Raw genomic sequence first — 16,128 nt, 5'->3', positions numbered from 1 at the left:
CATTAAAAAAGCCGGCATTTGCCGGCTTTTTTATCATTCATCGTGCGTCAGTATCGCCGGGATGGTGTCATCCTTGCGCAACGTCATAATTTCGCAGCCGTTGTCTGTTACCACAATAGTATGCTCGTACTGCGCAGACAAGCTTCTGTCTTTGGTTTTCACCGTCCAGCCGTCTTTCATGGTACGGATGCGATAGTCACCCGCGTTGACCATCGGCTCAATGGTAAAGGTCATGCCTTTTTGCAGCACCACGCCGCCGTCATCTGCATCATAGTGCAGGACCTGCGGTTCTTCATGGAAGACGCGACCAATGCCGTGACCGCAGTACTCGCGCACCACGGAGAAACCTTCTGCTTCCACAAACTTCTGGATTGCCGCACCGAGGGTACGCAGGCGAATACCCGGTTTAACCATTTTCAGCGCCAGGTAGAGGCTCTCTTGCGTCACTTTGCACAGACGCTCGCCAAGAATAGTCGGCTTGCCAACAATGAACATTTTTGAGGTGTCACCGTGGTACTCGTCTTTAATGACGGTTACGTCGATGTTGACGATGTCGCCATCTTTCAGCAGTTTTTCATCGTCCGGGATGCCGTGACACACCACTTCATTAATGGAGATGCAGACGGATTTCGGGAAACCGTGGTAGCCGAGGCAGGCGGAAACCGCGTGCTGCTCGTTCACGATATAGTCGTTACAGATACGGTCCAGTTCACCGGTGCTGACGCCCGGCTTCACGAACGGCTCGATCATTTCCAGCACTTCCGCGGCCAGACGACCGGCGACGCGCATCTTTTCAATTTCTTCAGGTGTCTTAATAGAGATAGCCATGTAATCTGTCCATCGGTGTCGATTTTTTCGACAATACTAGTCTAAGTGTCGTCAATGGTATCAGTCAGGCACGCTCCGTGCCAAATTGAGAATCATTAACAGCACACTCCGCCAACAACTGTTGGTTTCTGGTCGTGTTTTGTGGTATAAAGCGCGCCGGACTTCCGATCCATCTCAGATACACAGGCTGGACGGAAGCGACAAATCTCACTTTGTGTAACAACACACACGTATCGGCACATATTCCGGGGTGCCCTTCGGGGTCGGTAATATGGGATACGTGGAGGCATAACCCCAACTTTCAATATAGAGGTTTTAAACATGGCAACTGTTTCCATGCGCGACATGCTCAAGGCTGGTGTTCACTTTGGTCACCAGACCCGTTACTGGAACCCGAAAATGAAGCCTTTCATCTTCGGCGCACGTAACAAAGTTCACATCATCAACCTTGAGAAAACTGTACCAATGTTCAACGAAGCCCTGGCTGAGCTGAACAAGATCTCTTCCCGTAAAGGTAAGATTCTGTTCGTTGGTACTAAGCGCGCTGCAAGCGAAGCTGTGAAAGATGCTGCTAACAGCTGCGACCAGTTCTTCGTGAACCATCGCTGGTTGGGCGGCATGCTGACCAACTGGAAAACTGTTCGTCAGTCCATCAAACGCCTGAAAGATCTGGAAACCCAGTCTCAGGACGGTACTTTCGACAAGCTGACTAAGAAAGAAGCGCTGATGCGCACTCGTGAACTGGACAAGCTGGAAAACAGCCTGGGCGGTATCAAAGATATGGGCGGCCTGCCAGACGCGCTGTTCGTAATCGATGCAGACCACGAGCACATCGCAATCAAAGAAGCTAACAACCTGGGTATCCCGGTATTCGCTATCGTTGATACCAACTCCGATCCGGACGGTGTTGACTTCGTTATCCCGGGTAACGACGACGCAATCCGTGCTGTTAGCCTGTACCTGAGCGCTGTAGCTGCTACCGTTCGTGAAGGCCGTTCCCAGGATCTGGCTTCTCAGGCGGAAGAAAGCTTCGTAGAAGCTGAATAATAAGGTTTTACCCCTTATTAGTACCGTGTATGAATAGGGGCCCATTACCGGCCCCTTTTTTCAATTTACACTGTTTGGCCCCCGGCCGGGCAGTTCACATCTCCCGAGGATTTAAGAATGGCTGAAATTACCGCATCCCTGGTAAAAGAGCTGCGCGAGCGTACTGGCGCAGGCATGATGGATTGCAAAAAAGCGCTGACTGAAGCGAACGGCGACATCGAGCTGGCAATCGAAAACATGCGTAAATCCGGTGCGATCAAAGCAGCTAAAAAAGCAGGCAACGTTGCTGCTGACGGCGTGATCATCACTAAGATCGACGGCAACTACGGCATCATTCTGGAAGTTAACTGCCAGACTGACTTCGTTGCTAAAGATGGTGGTTTCCAGGCATTTGCTAACAAAGTTCTGGACGCAGCTGTTGCGGGTAAAATCACTGACGTTGAAGTTCTGAAAGCACAGTTCGAAGAAGAACGTGTTGCGCTGGTTGCTAAAATCGGTGAGAACATCAACATCCGTCGCGTATCTTCTCTGGAAGGCGACGTTCTGGGCTCTTACCAGCACGGTGCACGTATCGGTGTTCTGGTTGCGGCTAAAGGCGCTGACGAAGAGCTGGTTAAACAGCTGGCAATGCACATCGCTGCAAGCAAACCAGAATTCGTTAAGCCAGAAGACGTGTCTGCTGAAGTGGTAGAGAAAGAGTACCAGGTTCAGCTGGACATCGCGATGCAGTCTGGTAAGCCAAAAGAAATCGCAGAGAAAATGGTTGAAGGCCGCATGAAGAAATTCACCGGCGAAGTTTCTCTGACTGGCCAGCCATTCGTAATGGACCCAAGCAAGTCTGTTGCGCAGCTGCTGAAAGAGCACAACGCTGACGTAACTGGCTTCATCCGCTTCGAAGTGGGCGAAGGCATCGAGAAAGTTGAGACTGACTTCGCAGCAGAAGTTGCTGCAATGTCCAAGCAGTCTTAATGATTGAAAAGGAGCCGCCTGAGGGCGGCTTCTTTTTGTCACCCGTCACAGGAAATCAGACAGGCTCCAGTATCGCTGTGCTGATTTGCGGCATATCATGTCGCCAGAATTAACCCCCATCTTAATCGTTGACAGTCTCAGGAAAGAAACATGGCTACCAATGCAAAACCCGTGTACAAACGCATTCTGCTTAAGCTGAGTGGCGAAGCGCTGCAGGGATCGGAAGGCTTCGGTATTGACGCAAGCATCCTTGATCGCATGGCACAGGAAATCAAAGAACTGGTCGAACTGGGTATCCAGGTTGGCGTGGTCATTGGCGGTGGCAACCTTTTCCGTGGTGCTGGTCTGGCGAAAGCGGGGATGAACCGCGTTGTGGGCGACCACATGGGTATGCTGGCAACCGTCATGAATGGCCTGGCAATGCGTGATGCACTGCATCGCGCCTATGTGAATGCCCGCCTGATGTCCGCGATTCCCCTGAATGGCGTTTGCGATAATTACAGCTGGGCAGAAGCCATCAGCCTGCTGCGCAATAACCGCGTGGTGATCCTCTCCGCCGGTACGGGTAACCCGTTCTTTACAACCGATTCCGCTGCCTGCCTGCGCGGTATCGAGATCGAAGCCGATGTGGTACTGAAAGCGACCAAAGTAGACGGCGTGTTTACTGCCGACCCGGCAAAAGATCCTTCTGCCACCATGTACGATCAGCTGAGCTACAGCGAAGTGCTGGATAAAGAGCTGAAAGTGATGGATCTTGCCGCCTTCACGCTGGCTCGCGACCACAAACTGCCGATCCGTGTCTTCAACATGAACAAGCCTGGCGCACTGCGTCGCGTGGTCATGGGCGAAAAAGAAGGCACTTTGATCACGGAATAATTTCCGTTGACGATAAATACAGGTAAGATTCCGCTTTATTTTGTAGTGGTATCTTACCCGGGCGCGCCTTTGGCGTTGTCATGAATTAAACGCGACTATACTTAGCACACCTGTAGCGCTGTGCTGGCGGATAGTCTGCCTGAGACAAGTTTTCAAGGATTCGTAACGTGATTAACGACATCAGAAAAGATGCTGAAGTACGCATGGACAAATGCGTAGAAGCGTTCAAAAACCAAATCAGCAAAATCCGTACTGGCCGTGCTTCCCCAAGCCTGCTGGATGGCATCATCGTAGAATATTACGGTACGCCAACCCCTCTGCGCCAGCTGGCGAGCGTGACGGTTGAAGATACCCGTACGCTGAAAATCAACGTCTTCGACCGCTCTATGAGCCCGGCCGTTGAGAAAGCGATTATGGCCTCTGACCTCGGACTGAACCCAAGCTCTGCGGGCGCAGACATCCGCGTTCCACTGCCTCCGCTGACGGAAGAACGTCGTAAAGATCTTATCAAAGTGGTTCGTGGCGAAGCTGAGCAGGGTCGTGTATCCGTGCGTAACGTCCGTCGCGACGCGAACGATAAGGTGAAAGCACTGCTGAAAGAAAAAGAGATCAGCGAAGATGACGATCGTCGTTCTCAGGACGACATTCAGAAAATGACCGACGCGGCCATCAAGAAAATTGATGCGGCGCTGGCAGAAAAAGAAGCGGAACTGATGCAGTTCTGATTTCTGTCGTACACTGATAAACGCCGTTCAGAAGGACTTCGGGTCTTGCTGGCGGCGTTTTGCTTTTATCTGGTCTAACTTTTTTCGGGCATCTCATGAAGCATTTAACACTCCTCGGCTCAACCGGCTCTATCGGTTGCAGCACTCTCGACGTCGTTCGCCATAATCCTGAACTTTACACCGTGACAGCGCTGGTGGCCGGTAAGAATGTGCAGCGAATGGTCGAGCAGTGCCTGGAGTTTGCGCCCCGCTATGCGGTGATGGATGACGAAGAGAGCGCGCGTCTGCTGAAAGCACAGCTGCGTGAAAAGGGCAGTCGAACCGAGGTGCTGAGCGGCCAGCAGGCGGCCTGCGAGATGGCGGCGCTGGATGAGGTGGATCAGGTCATGGCGGCCATTGTCGGCGCGGCAGGGCTGCTGCCGACGCTTGCTGCGATTGATGCCGGTAAGGATGTTTTGCTGGCCAATAAAGAGTCGCTGGTCACCTGCGGACGCCTGTTTATGGATGCGGTGAAGCAGCGCGGCGCGCGTCTTCTGCCGGTCGACAGCGAACACAACGCGATTTTTCAGAGTTTACCGCAACCTTTTCAACAGAACCTGGGGTACGCTGACCTGGAGCAGAATGGCGTGGTGTCTATTCTGCTTACCGGGTCTGGTGGCCCGTTCCGTGAAACGCCACTGTCTGAACTGCGTGCGATGACACCGGATCAGGCGTGCCGTCATCCGAACTGGTCGATGGGGCGTAAAATCTCCGTTGATTCTGCCACCATGATGAACAAAGGTCTGGAATACATTGAAGCACGCTGGCTGTTTAATGCGTCAGCGAAACAGATGGAAGTACTGATTCACCCGCAATCCGTGATTCACTCGATGGTGCGTTATCAGGATGGCAGCGTGCTGGCACAGCTGGGCGAGCCGGACATGCGTACGCCGATTGCCCATTCAATGGCGTGGCCAAATCGAGTGAAATCCGGCGTGAAGCCGCTTGATTTCTGCAAGCTAAGTTCCCTGACGTTCAGTGAACCAGACTACGACCGCTATCCTTGTCTGAAGCTTGCGATGAATGCCTTTGACCAGGGGCAGGCGGCGACGACAGCACTTAATGCAGCCAATGAAATTACCGTTGAGGCATTTCTGAATCAGCAAATTCTTTTTACCGATATCGCATCGTTAAATTTATCGGTACTGGACATGATGGATTTGCGCGAACCACAAAGCGTGGAAGAGGTGCTGGCGGTGGATGCAGCTGCGCGTAATATTGCGCGCCAACAGGTGACACGTCTCGCAAGCTGGTGATAAAGCAAGCACTAGTCGTCGTGCTATTTGTTAGCGTTGGGCTTCAGTGATATAGTCTGCGCCACCTGATCGCAGGTATTTGACTTAATGTGGTCAGGTGAGCCGTGGTTTGACACGGCTTTTTTATGTATAGGCTTCAGTATTCCTGAGTACCGTTAAATCCTTTTCAGGGACAAAAAACGCGTTATGTTGTCTGCGAATCAACCAATAAGCGAAAATTTGCCAGCTCATGGCTGCCGTCATGTAGCAATCATTATGGATGGCAATGGCCGCTGGGCGAAAAGACAAGGGAAGATACGAGCCTTTGGGCATAAAGCGGGGGCGAAATCCGTTCGCCGCGCCGTTTCTTTTGCCGCCAACAACGGCATTGATGCGTTAACGCTCTATGCTTTTAGCAGTGAAAACTGGAATCGACCTCTGCAGGAAGTGACTGCGTTGATGGAATTGTTTGTGTGGGCGCTAGACAGCGAAGTAAAAAGCCTGCACCGCCACAACGTCCGCCTGCGTATCATTGGCGATACCAGTCGTTTTAACTCACGTTTGCAGGAACGGATCCGCAAAGCTGAAGCGCTGACGGAAAATAATACCGGTTTGACGCTGAATATTGCGGCGAATTACGGCGGACGCTGGGATATTATCCAGGGCGTTCGGCATCTGGCCGAACAGGTTCAGGAAGGGCTGTTGAGACCCGACCAAATTGATGAAGAGGCGCTGAGCAAGCAAATCTGCATGAATGAACAGGCACCTGTGGATTTGGTAATTAGGACAGGGGGGGAACATCGCATAAGTAACTTTTTGATATGGCAAATTGCCTATGCCGAACTTTACTTTACGGATGTTCTTTGGCCCGATTTTGATGAACAAGACTTTGAAGGTGCGCTTCATGCCTTTGCCAATCGAGAGCGTCGTTTCGGCGGCACCGAGCCTGGTGGCGACAAAGCCTGATGGGGGTAGCTTTTGCTGAAGTATCGCCTGATTTCCGCTTTTGTATTAATACCCATTGTCATTGCGGCGCTGTTTTTACTGCCCCCGGTGGGATTCGCTATTGTCACGCTGGTGGTGTGCATGCTCGCCGCGTGGGAATGGGGACAGTTTAGCGGCTTTACCTCGCGCACTCAGCGAGTATGGCTTGCGGTACTTTGTGGCTTTATCCTGGCCATAATGCTGTTTACGTTGCCTGAATATCACCATGATATTCATCAGCCCCTGGTTGCCGGTTCTTTATGGATATCGCTGGCCTGGTGGGTTGCCGCGCTGTTGCTGGTTCTTTTTTATCCGGGTTCCGCGGCATTGTGGCGTAATTCAAAAGTGCTGCGACTGATTTTTGGCTTGCTCACAATTATTCCTTTTTTCTGGGGTATGGTTGCGCTGCGAGCCTGGCACTACGACGAAAACCACTACAGCGGTGCGATCTGGCTGCTTTATGTGATGATTCTGGTCTGGGGGGCTGACTCCGGGGCCTATATGTTTGGTAAACTGTTTGGCAAACATAAGCTGGCACCGAAGGTTTCTCCGGGCAAAACCTGGCAAGGATTCATCGGCGGCCTGTTTACGGCAGCGATCATCTCCTGGGGCTACGGCGTCTGGGCGAATCTTGAAGTGGCACCGTCAATACTGCTGGTGTGCTCGATTTTTGCTGCGCTTGCCTCCGTGCTCGGTGATTTAACCGAAAGTATGTTTAAGCGTGAAGCAGGGATTAAGGACAGCGGACACCTGATTCCAGGGCATGGCGGTATACTGGATCGCATTGATAGCCTGACAGCGGCTGTTCCAGTGTTTGCGTGTTTGCTTTTACTGGTATTCGGGACGATTTAACGGAAGGTTTTATGCTGAGCATTCTCTGGAATCTGGCGGCGTTCATTGTTGCACTGGGTGTACTGATTACCGTGCATGAATTTGGCCATTTCTGGGTTGCTCGCCGCTGTGGCGTGCGCGTAGAGCGATTTTCCATCGGTTTTGGTAAATCACTCTGGACGCGCACCGACCGCCACGGCACGGAATTTGTCATCGCCCTTATCCCGCTGGGCGGCTACGTCAAAATGCTCGACGAACGCGTCGAGCCTGTCGCTCCTGAGCTGCGACACAGCGCATTCAACAATAAAACCGTTGGACAACGCGCCGCCATCATTGCTGCCGGACCGGTAGCCAACTTCATCTTTGCGATTTTCGCTTACTGGCTGGTGTTTATCATCGGCGTCCCTGGCGTACGTCCGGTGGTGGGTGAAATTGCCCCCAATTCCATCGCGGCGAGTGCGCAAATTACATCCGGGATGGAACTTAAAGCGATTGATGGCATCGAAACCCCTGATTGGGATGCCGTGCGACTGCAGCTGGTAGCCAAAATTGGCGATCCGCAGACCACCATCAGCGTATCGCCGTTTGGTTCAGATACGCGTCAGGACAAAGTACTCGATTTACGTCACTGGCGTTTCGAGCCAGACAAAGAGGATCCCGTCGCTGCGCTGGGCATTCGTCCACGCGGCGCGCAGATCGAGCCGGTATTAGCCGAAGTACAGGCAAATTCGGCGGCGAGCAAAGCGGGTTTGCAAGCGGGCGACAGGATCGTTAAAGTCGATGGTCAACCATTAACAGAGTGGATGACCTTTGTTACTCTGGTGCGCGATAATCCGGGAACGTCTCTCGCGCTGGAAGTTGAAAGGCAGGGCAGTCCGCTTTCGCTGACGCTGATCCCGGATACGAAGTCGGTCGGCAAAAAGGCAGAAGGGTTTGCAGGCGTTGTGCCAAAAGTGATCCCGCTGCCAGATGAGTACAAGACAATACGCCAGTATGGGCCGTTCAGCGCCATCCTTGAAGCCACGGATAAAACATGGCAACTGATGAAGCTGACGGTCAACATGTTGGGGAAATTGATAACCGGTGATGTGAAACTGAACAACCTCAGTGGGCCAATTTCGATTGCTCAGGGGGCTGGGATGTCAGCGGAATTCGGGGTGATTTACTATCTCATGTTCCTCGCGCTCATTAGCGTGAACCTTGGGATAATCAACCTATTCCCGCTTCCCGTTTTAGACGGGGGTCATCTGCTGTTTTTGGCGATTGAAAAGCTAAAAGGCGGACCGGTATCCGAGCGAGTTCAAGACTTTAGTTATCGCATTGGCTCGATTTTGCTGGTGCTGTTAATGGGGCTTGCACTTTTCAATGATTTCTCTCGGTTGTAAGAGAGTGTTAGGAAGAACGCATAATAACGATGGCGATGAAAAAGTTGCTCATAGCGTCGCTGCTGTTTAGCAGCGCCACCGTATACGGTGCTGACGGGTTCGTAGTGAAAGACATTCATTTCGAAGGCCTCCAGCGTGTCGCCGTTGGTGCGGCCCTCCTCAGTATGCCTGTACGCCCCGGCGATACGGTTAATGATGATGATATCAGTAACACCATCCGTGCTCTGTTTGCCACCGGCAACTTTGAGGACGTCCGCGTCCTGCGCGATGGTGATACGCTGCTGGTACAGGTAAAAGAACGTCCGACGATCGCCAGTATCACTTTCTCCGGTAACAAGTCGGTGAAAGATGACATGCTCAAGCAGAACCTTGAAGCATCTGGTGTTCGTGTGGGTGAGTCCCTGGACCGCACAACCCTTTCAGACATTGAAAAAGGTCTGGAAGACTTCTACTACAGCGTCGGTAAATACAGCGCCAGCGTGAAAGCGGTTGTCACTCCGCTGCCACGTAACCGTGTTGACCTGAAGCTGGTCTTCCAGGAAGGTGTTTCTGCGAAGATCCAGCAGATCAACATTGTCGGCAACCACGCGTTCAGCACCGACGAACTGATCTCCACCTTCCAGCTGCGCGATGAAGTGCCATGGTGGAACGTGGTGGGCGATCGCAAATACCAGAAACAGAAACTGGCGGGCGACCTCGAAACCCTGCGCAGCTACTATCTCGATCGTGGCTATGCGCGTTTCAACATCGACTCGACTCAGGTCAGTCTGACTCCGGACAAGAAAGGTATCTACATTACGGTTAACATCACTGAAGGCGAGCAGTACAAGCTTTCTGGTGTTGAAGTGAGTGGTAACCTGGCGGGGCATTCTGCTGAAATCGAATCGCTGACCAAAATTCAGCCGGGCGATCTGTATAGCGGTTCCAAGGTAACCAAAATGGAAGACAGCATTAAGAAGCTGCTCGGCCGCTACGGTTATGCCTATCCGCGCGTACAGACTCAGCCGGAAATCAATGACGCGGATAAAACCGTTAAGCTGCACGTGAATGTTGATGCGGGCAACCGTTTCTACGTGCGTAAGATCCGCTTCGTCGGTAACGACACCTCCAAAGATTCCGTTCTGCGTCGCGAAATGCGTCAGATGGAAGGCGCATGGTTGGGAAGCGACCTCGTTGATCAGGGTAAAGAGCGTCTTAACCGTCTGGGCTATTTTGAAACGGTGGATACCGATACCCAGCGCGTACCGGGCAGCCCGGATCAGGTTGATGTCGTTTATAAAGTGAAAGAGCGCAACACCGGTAGCTTCAACTTCGGTGTGGGTTACGGTACTGAAAGCGGCGTCAGCTTCCAGGTCGGCGTACAGCAGGATAACTGGCTGGGTACGGGTTACTCTGTCGGTATTAACGGCACCAAAAACGACTACCAGACCTACTCTGAGTTCTCTGTGACTAACCCATACTTCACCGTAGACGGTGTGAGCCTGGGCGGTCGTATCTTCTATAACGACTTTAAAGCAGATGACGCGGACCTGTCTTCATACACCAACAAGAGTTACGGTGTAGACGGTACGCTTGGCTTCCCGGTTAACGAATACAACACCCTGCGTGCAGGCTTGGGTTACGTGCATAACGACCTGTCCAACATGCAACCGCAGGTGGCGATGTGGCGTTATCTGGACTCTATCGGCCAGTCAACCAGTAAAAATGGTAATGACAATGGCTTCGCGGCGGATGACTTCACCTTTAACTACGGCTGGACCTATAACCGTCTCGACCGTGGTTACTTCCCAACGGAAGGTTCTCGCGTCAACCTGAACGGTAAAGTTACCGTGCCGGGTTCCGATAACGAGTTCTATAAGGTCACGCTGGATACCGCGTCCTACTTCCCGATCGATGACGATCATAAGTGGGTGGTTCTGGGTCGTACCCGTTGGGGCTATGGCGATGGTCTGGGTAGCAAAGAACTGCCGTTCTATGAAAACTTCTATGCGGGTGGCTCCAGCACCGTTCGTGGTTTCCAGTCCAACAACATTGGTCCGAAAGCGGTTTACTACGGCGGAAACGACAAAGATAACTGTGATAAGTCTTCCTCGTCAGAAGTCTGTAGCTCCAATGACGCGGTGGGCGGTAACGCCATGGCCGTTGCCAGCCTGGAGTTCATCACGCCAACGCCGTTTATCAGTGATAAATATGCGAACTCGGTCCGTACGTCCTTCTTCTGGGATGCCGGTACCGTGTGGGATACCAACTGGCAGAATACTGCCCAGATGCGCGCAGAAGGCATTCCTGACTACAGCGATCCGAGCAATATTCGCATGTCTGCCGGTATCGCATTACAATGGATGTCACCGCTGGGGCCGTTGGTCTTCTCCTACGCCCAGCCGTTTAAGAAATATGATGGAGACAAAGCGGAGCAATTCCAGTTTAACATTGGTAAAACCTGGTAATAATCCGCTGCAAAGGAATGCGTTGGCAGTGTAGCGCTGACAACTGGCGATCGGTTACACGGTCGCCTTGCCACGCAAAGAACGGTACCTTCTGGTGCCAATGGGATGGTAAGGAGTTAATTGTGAAAAAGTGGTTATTAGCTGCAGGTCTCGGTTTAGCGATGGCAACTTCTGCTCAGGCAGCAGACAAAATTGCAATCGTCAACATGGGTAATTTGTTCCAGCAGGTTGCACAGAAAACGGGTGTTTCTGCGACTCTGGAAAACGAATTCAAAGGCCGTGCAAGCGAACTGCAGGGTATGGAAAACGATCTTCAGTCCAAAATGCAGCGTCTGCAGCGTGATGGTTCTACCATGAAAGCAAGCGACCGTAGCAAGCTGGAAAAAGACGTAATGGCTCAGCGCCAGACGTTCTCCCAGAAAGCGCAGGCTTTCGAGCAGGATCGTCAGCGTCGTTCTAACGAAGAACGCGGCAAGCTGGTAACTCGCATTCAGACTGCTGTTAAAGCAGTGGCTGCCGATCAGAGTATCGATCTGGTTGTAGATGCGAACGCCGTTGCTTATAACAGCAAAGATGTTAAAGACATCACTGCTGATGTTCTGAAACAGGTTAAATAAGTAATGCCTTCAATTCGACTGGCTGATTTAGCTCAGCAGTTGGATGCAGAATTACACGGTGATGGCGATATCGTCATCACCGCTGTTGCGTCCATGCAATCTGCTAAAGCTGGCACGATTACCTTCATGGTAAGCCCTAAGTACCGTGAGCAACTGGCTCAATGCCAGGCGTCAGCTGTTGTACTGACGCAGGACGATCTTCCATTTGCCACTGTAAGCGCGCTGGTAGTGAAAAACCCCTACCTGACGTATGCACGCATGGCTCAAATTCTTGATACCACGCCGCAGCCGGCCCAGAACATTGCGGCCAGTGCAGCGATTGATGCGACGGCCAGGCTTGGTAACAACGTCGCCGTTGGCGCGAATGCAGTTATCGAATCCGGCGTTGTGCTGGGCGATAACGTCGTCATTGGCCCGGGCTGCTTCGTTGGGAAAAATACGAAAATCGGCGCCGGAACCCGTTTATGGGCCAATGTGTCCGTTTATCATGATGTTGAAATTGGCGAAAATTGCCTCGTCCAGTCCAGCACCGTTATTGGTTCTGATGGCTTTGGTTACGCTAACGATCGTGGTAACTGGGTTAAGATCCCGCAGCTTGGTCGCGTTATTATTGGCGATCGCGTAGAGATCGGCGCCTGTACCACCATTGACCGTGGCGCGCTTGACGACACGATCATTGGCAATGGTGTTATCATCGATAACCAGTGCCAGATTGCGCATAACGTTGTGATTGGCGACAATACCGCGGTTGCGGGTGGCGTCATCATGGCAGGCAGCCTGAAAATTGGCCGTTATTGCATGATTGGCGGCGCGAGCGTGATTAATGGCCATATGGAAATATGCGACAAGGTGACTGTGACGGGAATGGGCATGGTAATGCGTCCTATCACTGAACCTGGCGTCTATTCCTCAGGTATTCCGCTACAACCCAACAAGGTATGGCGTAAAACAGCAGCTCTGGTGATGAACATTGATGATATGAGCAAGCGCCTCAAGTCTCTTGAGCGTAAGATCGATCAACAAGATTAAGCGTCATCCGTTGAACGCTATTTTTCCCGGCCTGTCGGCTTTCTAATAAACCGGCAGGCCGTGTTATTATTGTTATCAGTACATTTTGACAGGAAGAGTATTTTGACTACTGACACTCATACTCTGCATATTGAAGAGATTTTAGAACTTCTGCCGCACCGCTACCCGTTTCTGCTGGTAGACCGTGTGCTGGATTTTGAAGAAGGTCGTTTTCTGCGCGCAGTGAAAAATGTTTCCGTGAACGAGCCGTTTTTCCAGGGACACTTCCCTGGTAAGCCTATCTTCCCGGGTGTGTTGATTCTGGAAGCGATGGCTCAGGCTACCGGTATTCTGGCGTTTAAAAGCGTTGGCAAACTGGAGCCAGGTGAGCTGTATTACTTCGCGGGTATTGATGAAGCGCGCTTTAAGCGCCCTGTCGTGCCTGGTGATCAGATGATCATGGAAGTCACTTTTGAAAAAACGCGTCGTGGCCTGACTCGCTTCAAAGGCGTAGCGCTGGTTGACGGCAAAGTTGTTTGCGAAGCGACGATGATGTGTGCTCGTAGCCGGGAGTCCTGATACGTGATTGATAAATCCGCCTTTATTCATCCTACCGCTATTGTGGAAACCGGTGCCATCATTGGCGCTAACGTCCACATTGGCCCGTTTTGTATTGTTGGACCCCATGTCGAAATTGGTGAGGGTACAGTACTGAAATCTCACGTTGTCGTGAATGGTCACACGACCATTGGCTGCAATAACGAGATCTATCAGTTCGCTTCCATCGGCGAAGTTAACCAGGATCTGAAATATGCTGGTGAGTCGACCCGTCTGGAAATTGGCGATCGTAACCGTATTCGCGAAAGCGTCACTATTCATCGTGGAACAGTACAGGGTGGTGGGTTGACGAAGGTGGGCAGCGATAACCTGTTTATGGTTAATGCGCACATCGCGCACGACTGTACCGTGGGTGATCGCTGTATTCTTGCCAACAACGCAACGCTGGCAGGACACGTATCGGTTGATGACTTCGCAATTATTGGCGGCATGACCGCAGTCCATCAGTTCTGCATCATTGGTGCGCACGTGATGGTTGGCGGATGCTCCGGTGTGGCGCAGGACGTCCCACCGTATGTGATTGCGCAGGGCAACCATGCCACGCCGTTTGGCGTGAACATCGAAGGCCTCAAGCGTCGTGGTTTTAGCCGCGAAGCGATTACTGCTATCCGCAACGCTTACAAACTGCTGTACCGTAGCGGTAAAACGCTGGAAGAGGCGAAGCCGGAAATTGCCGAGCTGGCGAATAAGCACCCGGAAGTGAACGCGTTCATGGAATTCTTTGACCGTTCAACAAGGGGTCTGATTCGTTAATGGTCGACAGTCGTCCGCTTACGATAGCCCTGGTCGCCGGAGAAACCTCCGGCGATATTCTTGGTGCCGGTCTCATCCGCGCGCTTAAGGCGCGTGTACCCAATGCTCGCTTTGTCGGCGTTGCTGGCCCGCTGATGCAGGCCGAAGGCTGTGAAGCCTGGTATGAAATGGAAGAGCTCGCCGTGATGGGCATCGTTGAGGTGCTGGGACGGCTACGCCGTTTGCTGCACATCCGCGCCGATCTCACCCGCCGTTTTACCGAACTCAAACCCGATGTGTTTGTCGGTATCGATGCGCCTGATTTCAACATTACCCTCGAAGGGAATCTGAAAAAGCAGGGTATCAAAACGATTCACTACGTCAGTCCGTCCGTCTGGGCGTGGCGACAGAAACGCGTTTTCAAAATCGGACGGTCCACCAACCTGGTGCTGGCTTTCCTGCCTTTCGAAAAAGCGTTTTACGACAGATTTAATGTTCCGTGCCGTTTTATCGGTCATACCATGGCGGATGCGATGCCATTGGATCCGGATAAAAACGCGGCGCGCGACGCGCTGGGCATCCCGCACGATGTGCACTGTCTGGCACTGCTGCCAGGCAGCCGTGGTGCAGAAGTTGAGATGCTGAGCGCCGATTTCCTCAAAACAGCGCAAATTCTTCGCCAGACCTATCCGGATCTTGAAGTGGTTGTTCCGCTGGTAAATGCCAAACGCCGCGAGCAGTTTGAGCGCATCAAAGCGGAAGTCGCCCCGGATCTTCACGTCCGTCTTCTGGACGGGAAAGGGCGGGAAGCGATGTATGCGAGCGATGCCGCGCTGCTGGCCTCCGGCACGGCGGCGCTGGAATGCATGCTGGCGAAATGCCCGATGGTGGTCGGTTATCGCATGAAGCCGTTCACTTTCTGGCTGGCAAAACGCCTGGTTAAAACGGATTATGTCTCCCTGCCAAACCTGCTTGCCGGGCGCGAGCTGGTGAAAGAGCTGCTGCAGGATGAGTGCCAGCCGCAGGCGCTTGCCGATGCACTACTGCCGCTGCTCGCCAACGGCAAGACCAGCCACCAGATGCACGATACCTTCCGCGAACTGCATCAACTGATCCGCTGTAATGCTGATGAGCAAGCGGCTGATGCGGTGCTGGAGTTAGCAAAATGATGGAATTTGTTTATCCTCACACTCGCCTTGTGGCGGGCGTGGACGAAGTGGGTCGTGGCCCGTTGGTCGGGGCTGTGGTGACTGCCGCGGTGATCCTCGATCCGGCTCGCCCGATTATCGGGCTGAACGACTCAAAAAAATTGTCTGAAAAACGCCGTCTGGCGCTGTTCAGTGAGATTCAGGAGAAGGCGCTGGCCTGGAGCCTGGGGCGCGCTGAACCGCATGAAATAGACGAGCTGAATATTTTGCATGCCACGATGCTGGCGATGCAGCGTGCGGTAGCAGGTCTGAAAATTTCCCCGGAATATGTCCTGATTGACGGCAACCGCTGTCCGGCATTGCCCATGCCTTCAATGGCGGTCGTCAAAGGCGATAGTCGGGTCGCAGAAATTAGCGCAGCTTCTATCATTGCCAAAGTGACGCGCGACGCCGAAATGGCCGCGCTGGACCTCACTTATCCTCAGTATGGTTTCGCCCAGCATAAGGGTTATCCCACACCTTTCCATCTGGAAAGGCTGGCTGAACATGGCGCAACCGAACATCACCGGCGCAGTTTTGGCCCGGTGAAACGCGCGCTGGGACGGGTGTCCTGAATCAATACGCAAGCAATTAAGTAAC

Annotated in this window: 16 protein-coding genes; 15 read left to right on the top strand and 1 reads right to left on the bottom strand. The window is 52.6% G+C overall.

Annotated features, from left to right (window positions below):
* Window positions 1–33: 33 nt before the first annotated feature.
* Window positions 34–828, bottom strand: coding sequence for a type I methionyl aminopeptidase (gene map / locus ACWKXN_RS10990; RefSeq protein ID WP_047060083.1), 795 nt, complete (start codon window positions 826–828; stop codon window positions 34–36).
* A 321-nt stretch (window positions 829–1,149) separates the two neighbouring features.
* Here map and rpsB point away from each other — a divergent pair, with 321 nt between their 5' ends.
* From rpsB to rnhB, 15 genes are all read left to right on the top strand, one after another.
* Complete coding sequence (rpsB, locus tag ACWKXN_RS10985) at window positions 1,150–1,875, top strand: 30S ribosomal protein S2 (protein ID WP_003856207.1); 726 nt, start codon at window positions 1,150–1,152, stop codon at window positions 1,873–1,875.
* 117 nt (window positions 1,876–1,992) lie between these two features.
* Window positions 1,993–2,844: a translation elongation factor Ts gene (tsf, locus tag ACWKXN_RS10980; protein ID WP_014882627.1), complete on the top strand. Its 852-nt coding sequence runs from the start codon at window positions 1,993–1,995 to the stop codon at window positions 2,842–2,844.
* 150 nt (window positions 2,845–2,994) lie between these two features.
* Window positions 2,995–3,720: a UMP kinase gene (pyrH, locus tag ACWKXN_RS10975; RefSeq protein WP_008501910.1), complete on the top strand. Its 726-nt coding sequence runs from the start codon at window positions 2,995–2,997 to the stop codon at window positions 3,718–3,720.
* Between the two features lie 167 nt (window positions 3,721–3,887).
* On the top strand, window positions 3,888–4,445 hold the full coding sequence (gene frr / locus ACWKXN_RS10970) for a ribosome recycling factor (RefSeq protein ID WP_003856180.1): 558 nt from the start codon (window positions 3,888–3,890) through the stop codon (window positions 4,443–4,445).
* Between the two features lie 95 nt (window positions 4,446–4,540).
* On the top strand, window positions 4,541–5,740 hold the full coding sequence (gene ispC / locus ACWKXN_RS10965; protein WP_454543782.1) for a 1-deoxy-D-xylulose-5-phosphate reductoisomerase: 1,200 nt from the start codon (window positions 4,541–4,543) through the stop codon (window positions 5,738–5,740).
* 186 nt (window positions 5,741–5,926) lie between these two features.
* The gene (gene ispU / locus ACWKXN_RS10960) at window positions 5,927–6,685 is read left to right on the top strand and encodes a (2E,6E)-farnesyl-diphosphate-specific ditrans,polycis-undecaprenyl-diphosphate synthase (RefSeq protein ID WP_024907522.1); all 759 of its coding nucleotides are present in this window, start codon (window positions 5,927–5,929) and stop codon (window positions 6,683–6,685) included.
* A 12-nt stretch (window positions 6,686–6,697) separates the two neighbouring features.
* Window positions 6,698–7,555: a phosphatidate cytidylyltransferase gene (gene cdsA / locus ACWKXN_RS10955; RefSeq protein WP_023310457.1), complete on the top strand. Its 858-nt coding sequence runs from the start codon at window positions 6,698–6,700 to the stop codon at window positions 7,553–7,555.
* An 11-nt stretch (window positions 7,556–7,566) separates the two neighbouring features.
* Entirely contained in the window at window positions 7,567–8,919 is a 1,353-nt protein-coding gene (rseP, locus tag ACWKXN_RS10950) for a sigma E protease regulator RseP (RefSeq protein WP_023310458.1), read from the top strand.
* A 29-nt stretch (window positions 8,920–8,948) separates the two neighbouring features.
* Window positions 8,949–11,366, top strand: coding sequence for an outer membrane protein assembly factor BamA (gene bamA, locus ACWKXN_RS10945; protein ID WP_033144673.1), 2,418 nt, complete (start codon window positions 8,949–8,951; stop codon window positions 11,364–11,366).
* A gap of 122 nt (window positions 11,367–11,488) precedes the next feature.
* Window positions 11,489–11,983, top strand: coding sequence for a molecular chaperone Skp (gene skp / locus ACWKXN_RS10940; protein ID WP_032644135.1), 495 nt, complete (start codon window positions 11,489–11,491; stop codon window positions 11,981–11,983).
* A gap of 3 nt (window positions 11,984–11,986) precedes the next feature.
* Window positions 11,987–13,012, top strand: coding sequence for a UDP-3-O-(3-hydroxymyristoyl)glucosamine N-acyltransferase (gene lpxD / locus ACWKXN_RS10935; RefSeq protein WP_032644136.1), 1,026 nt, complete (start codon window positions 11,987–11,989; stop codon window positions 13,010–13,012).
* A gap of 102 nt (window positions 13,013–13,114) precedes the next feature.
* Complete coding sequence (gene fabZ / locus ACWKXN_RS10930; protein WP_010426706.1) at window positions 13,115–13,570, top strand: 3-hydroxyacyl-ACP dehydratase FabZ; 456 nt, start codon at window positions 13,115–13,117, stop codon at window positions 13,568–13,570.
* Window positions 13,571–13,573: 3 nt separating this feature from the next.
* Entirely contained in the window at window positions 13,574–14,362 is a 789-nt protein-coding gene (gene lpxA, locus ACWKXN_RS10925; RefSeq protein WP_023310462.1) for an acyl-ACP--UDP-N-acetylglucosamine O-acyltransferase, read from the top strand.
* Window positions 14,362–15,510: a lipid-A-disaccharide synthase gene (gene lpxB, locus ACWKXN_RS10920; protein ID WP_023334578.1), complete on the top strand. Its 1,149-nt coding sequence runs from the start codon at window positions 14,362–14,364 to the stop codon at window positions 15,508–15,510. Before lpxA ends, lpxB begins: the two co-directional genes overlap by 1 nt.
* Window positions 15,507–16,103 carry a ribonuclease HII gene (gene rnhB / locus ACWKXN_RS10915; protein ID WP_024907528.1) on the top strand — a complete coding sequence of 199 codons (597 nt, stop codon included), beginning with the start codon at window positions 15,507–15,509 and terminating at the stop codon, window positions 16,101–16,103. The genes lpxB and rnhB overlap by 4 nt, the downstream gene beginning before the upstream one ends.
* The last annotated feature ends 25 nt before the right edge of the window (window positions 16,104–16,128 follow it).

The organism is Enterobacter sp. UPMP2060, assembly GCF_053709655.1.
The sequence above is the reverse complement of the archived record's forward strand: the minus strand, read 5'-3'. Positions and strand labels throughout refer to the sequence as shown.

Excerpts from the sequence above, each read along its gene's own strand:
- map (WP_047060083.1), bottom strand. The coding sequence starts at position 828 with ATGGCTATCTCTATTAAGACACCTGAAGAAATTGAAAAGATGCGCGTC.
- rpsB (WP_003856207.1), top strand. The coding sequence starts at position 1,150 with ATGGCAACTGTTTCCATGCGCGACATGCTCAAGGCTGGTGTTCACTTT.
- tsf (WP_014882627.1), top strand. The coding sequence starts at position 1,993 with ATGGCTGAAATTACCGCATCCCTGGTAAAAGAGCTGCGCGAGCGTACT.
- pyrH (WP_008501910.1), top strand. The coding sequence starts at position 2,995 with ATGGCTACCAATGCAAAACCCGTGTACAAACGCATTCTGCTTAAGCTG.
- ispC (WP_454543782.1), top strand. The coding sequence starts at position 4,541 with ATGAAGCATTTAACACTCCTCGGCTCAACCGGCTCTATCGGTTGCAGC.
- ispU (WP_024907522.1), top strand. The coding sequence starts at position 5,927 with ATGTTGTCTGCGAATCAACCAATAAGCGAAAATTTGCCAGCTCATGGC.
- rseP (WP_023310458.1), top strand. The coding sequence starts at position 7,567 with ATGCTGAGCATTCTCTGGAATCTGGCGGCGTTCATTGTTGCACTGGGT.
- bamA (WP_033144673.1), top strand. The coding sequence starts at position 8,949 with ATGGCGATGAAAAAGTTGCTCATAGCGTCGCTGCTGTTTAGCAGCGCC.
- lpxD (WP_032644136.1), top strand. The coding sequence starts at position 11,987 with ATGCCTTCAATTCGACTGGCTGATTTAGCTCAGCAGTTGGATGCAGAA.
- lpxB (WP_023334578.1), top strand. The coding sequence starts at position 14,362 with ATGGTCGACAGTCGTCCGCTTACGATAGCCCTGGTCGCCGGAGAAACC.
- rnhB (WP_024907528.1), top strand. The coding sequence starts at position 15,507 with ATGATGGAATTTGTTTATCCTCACACTCGCCTTGTGGCGGGCGTGGAC.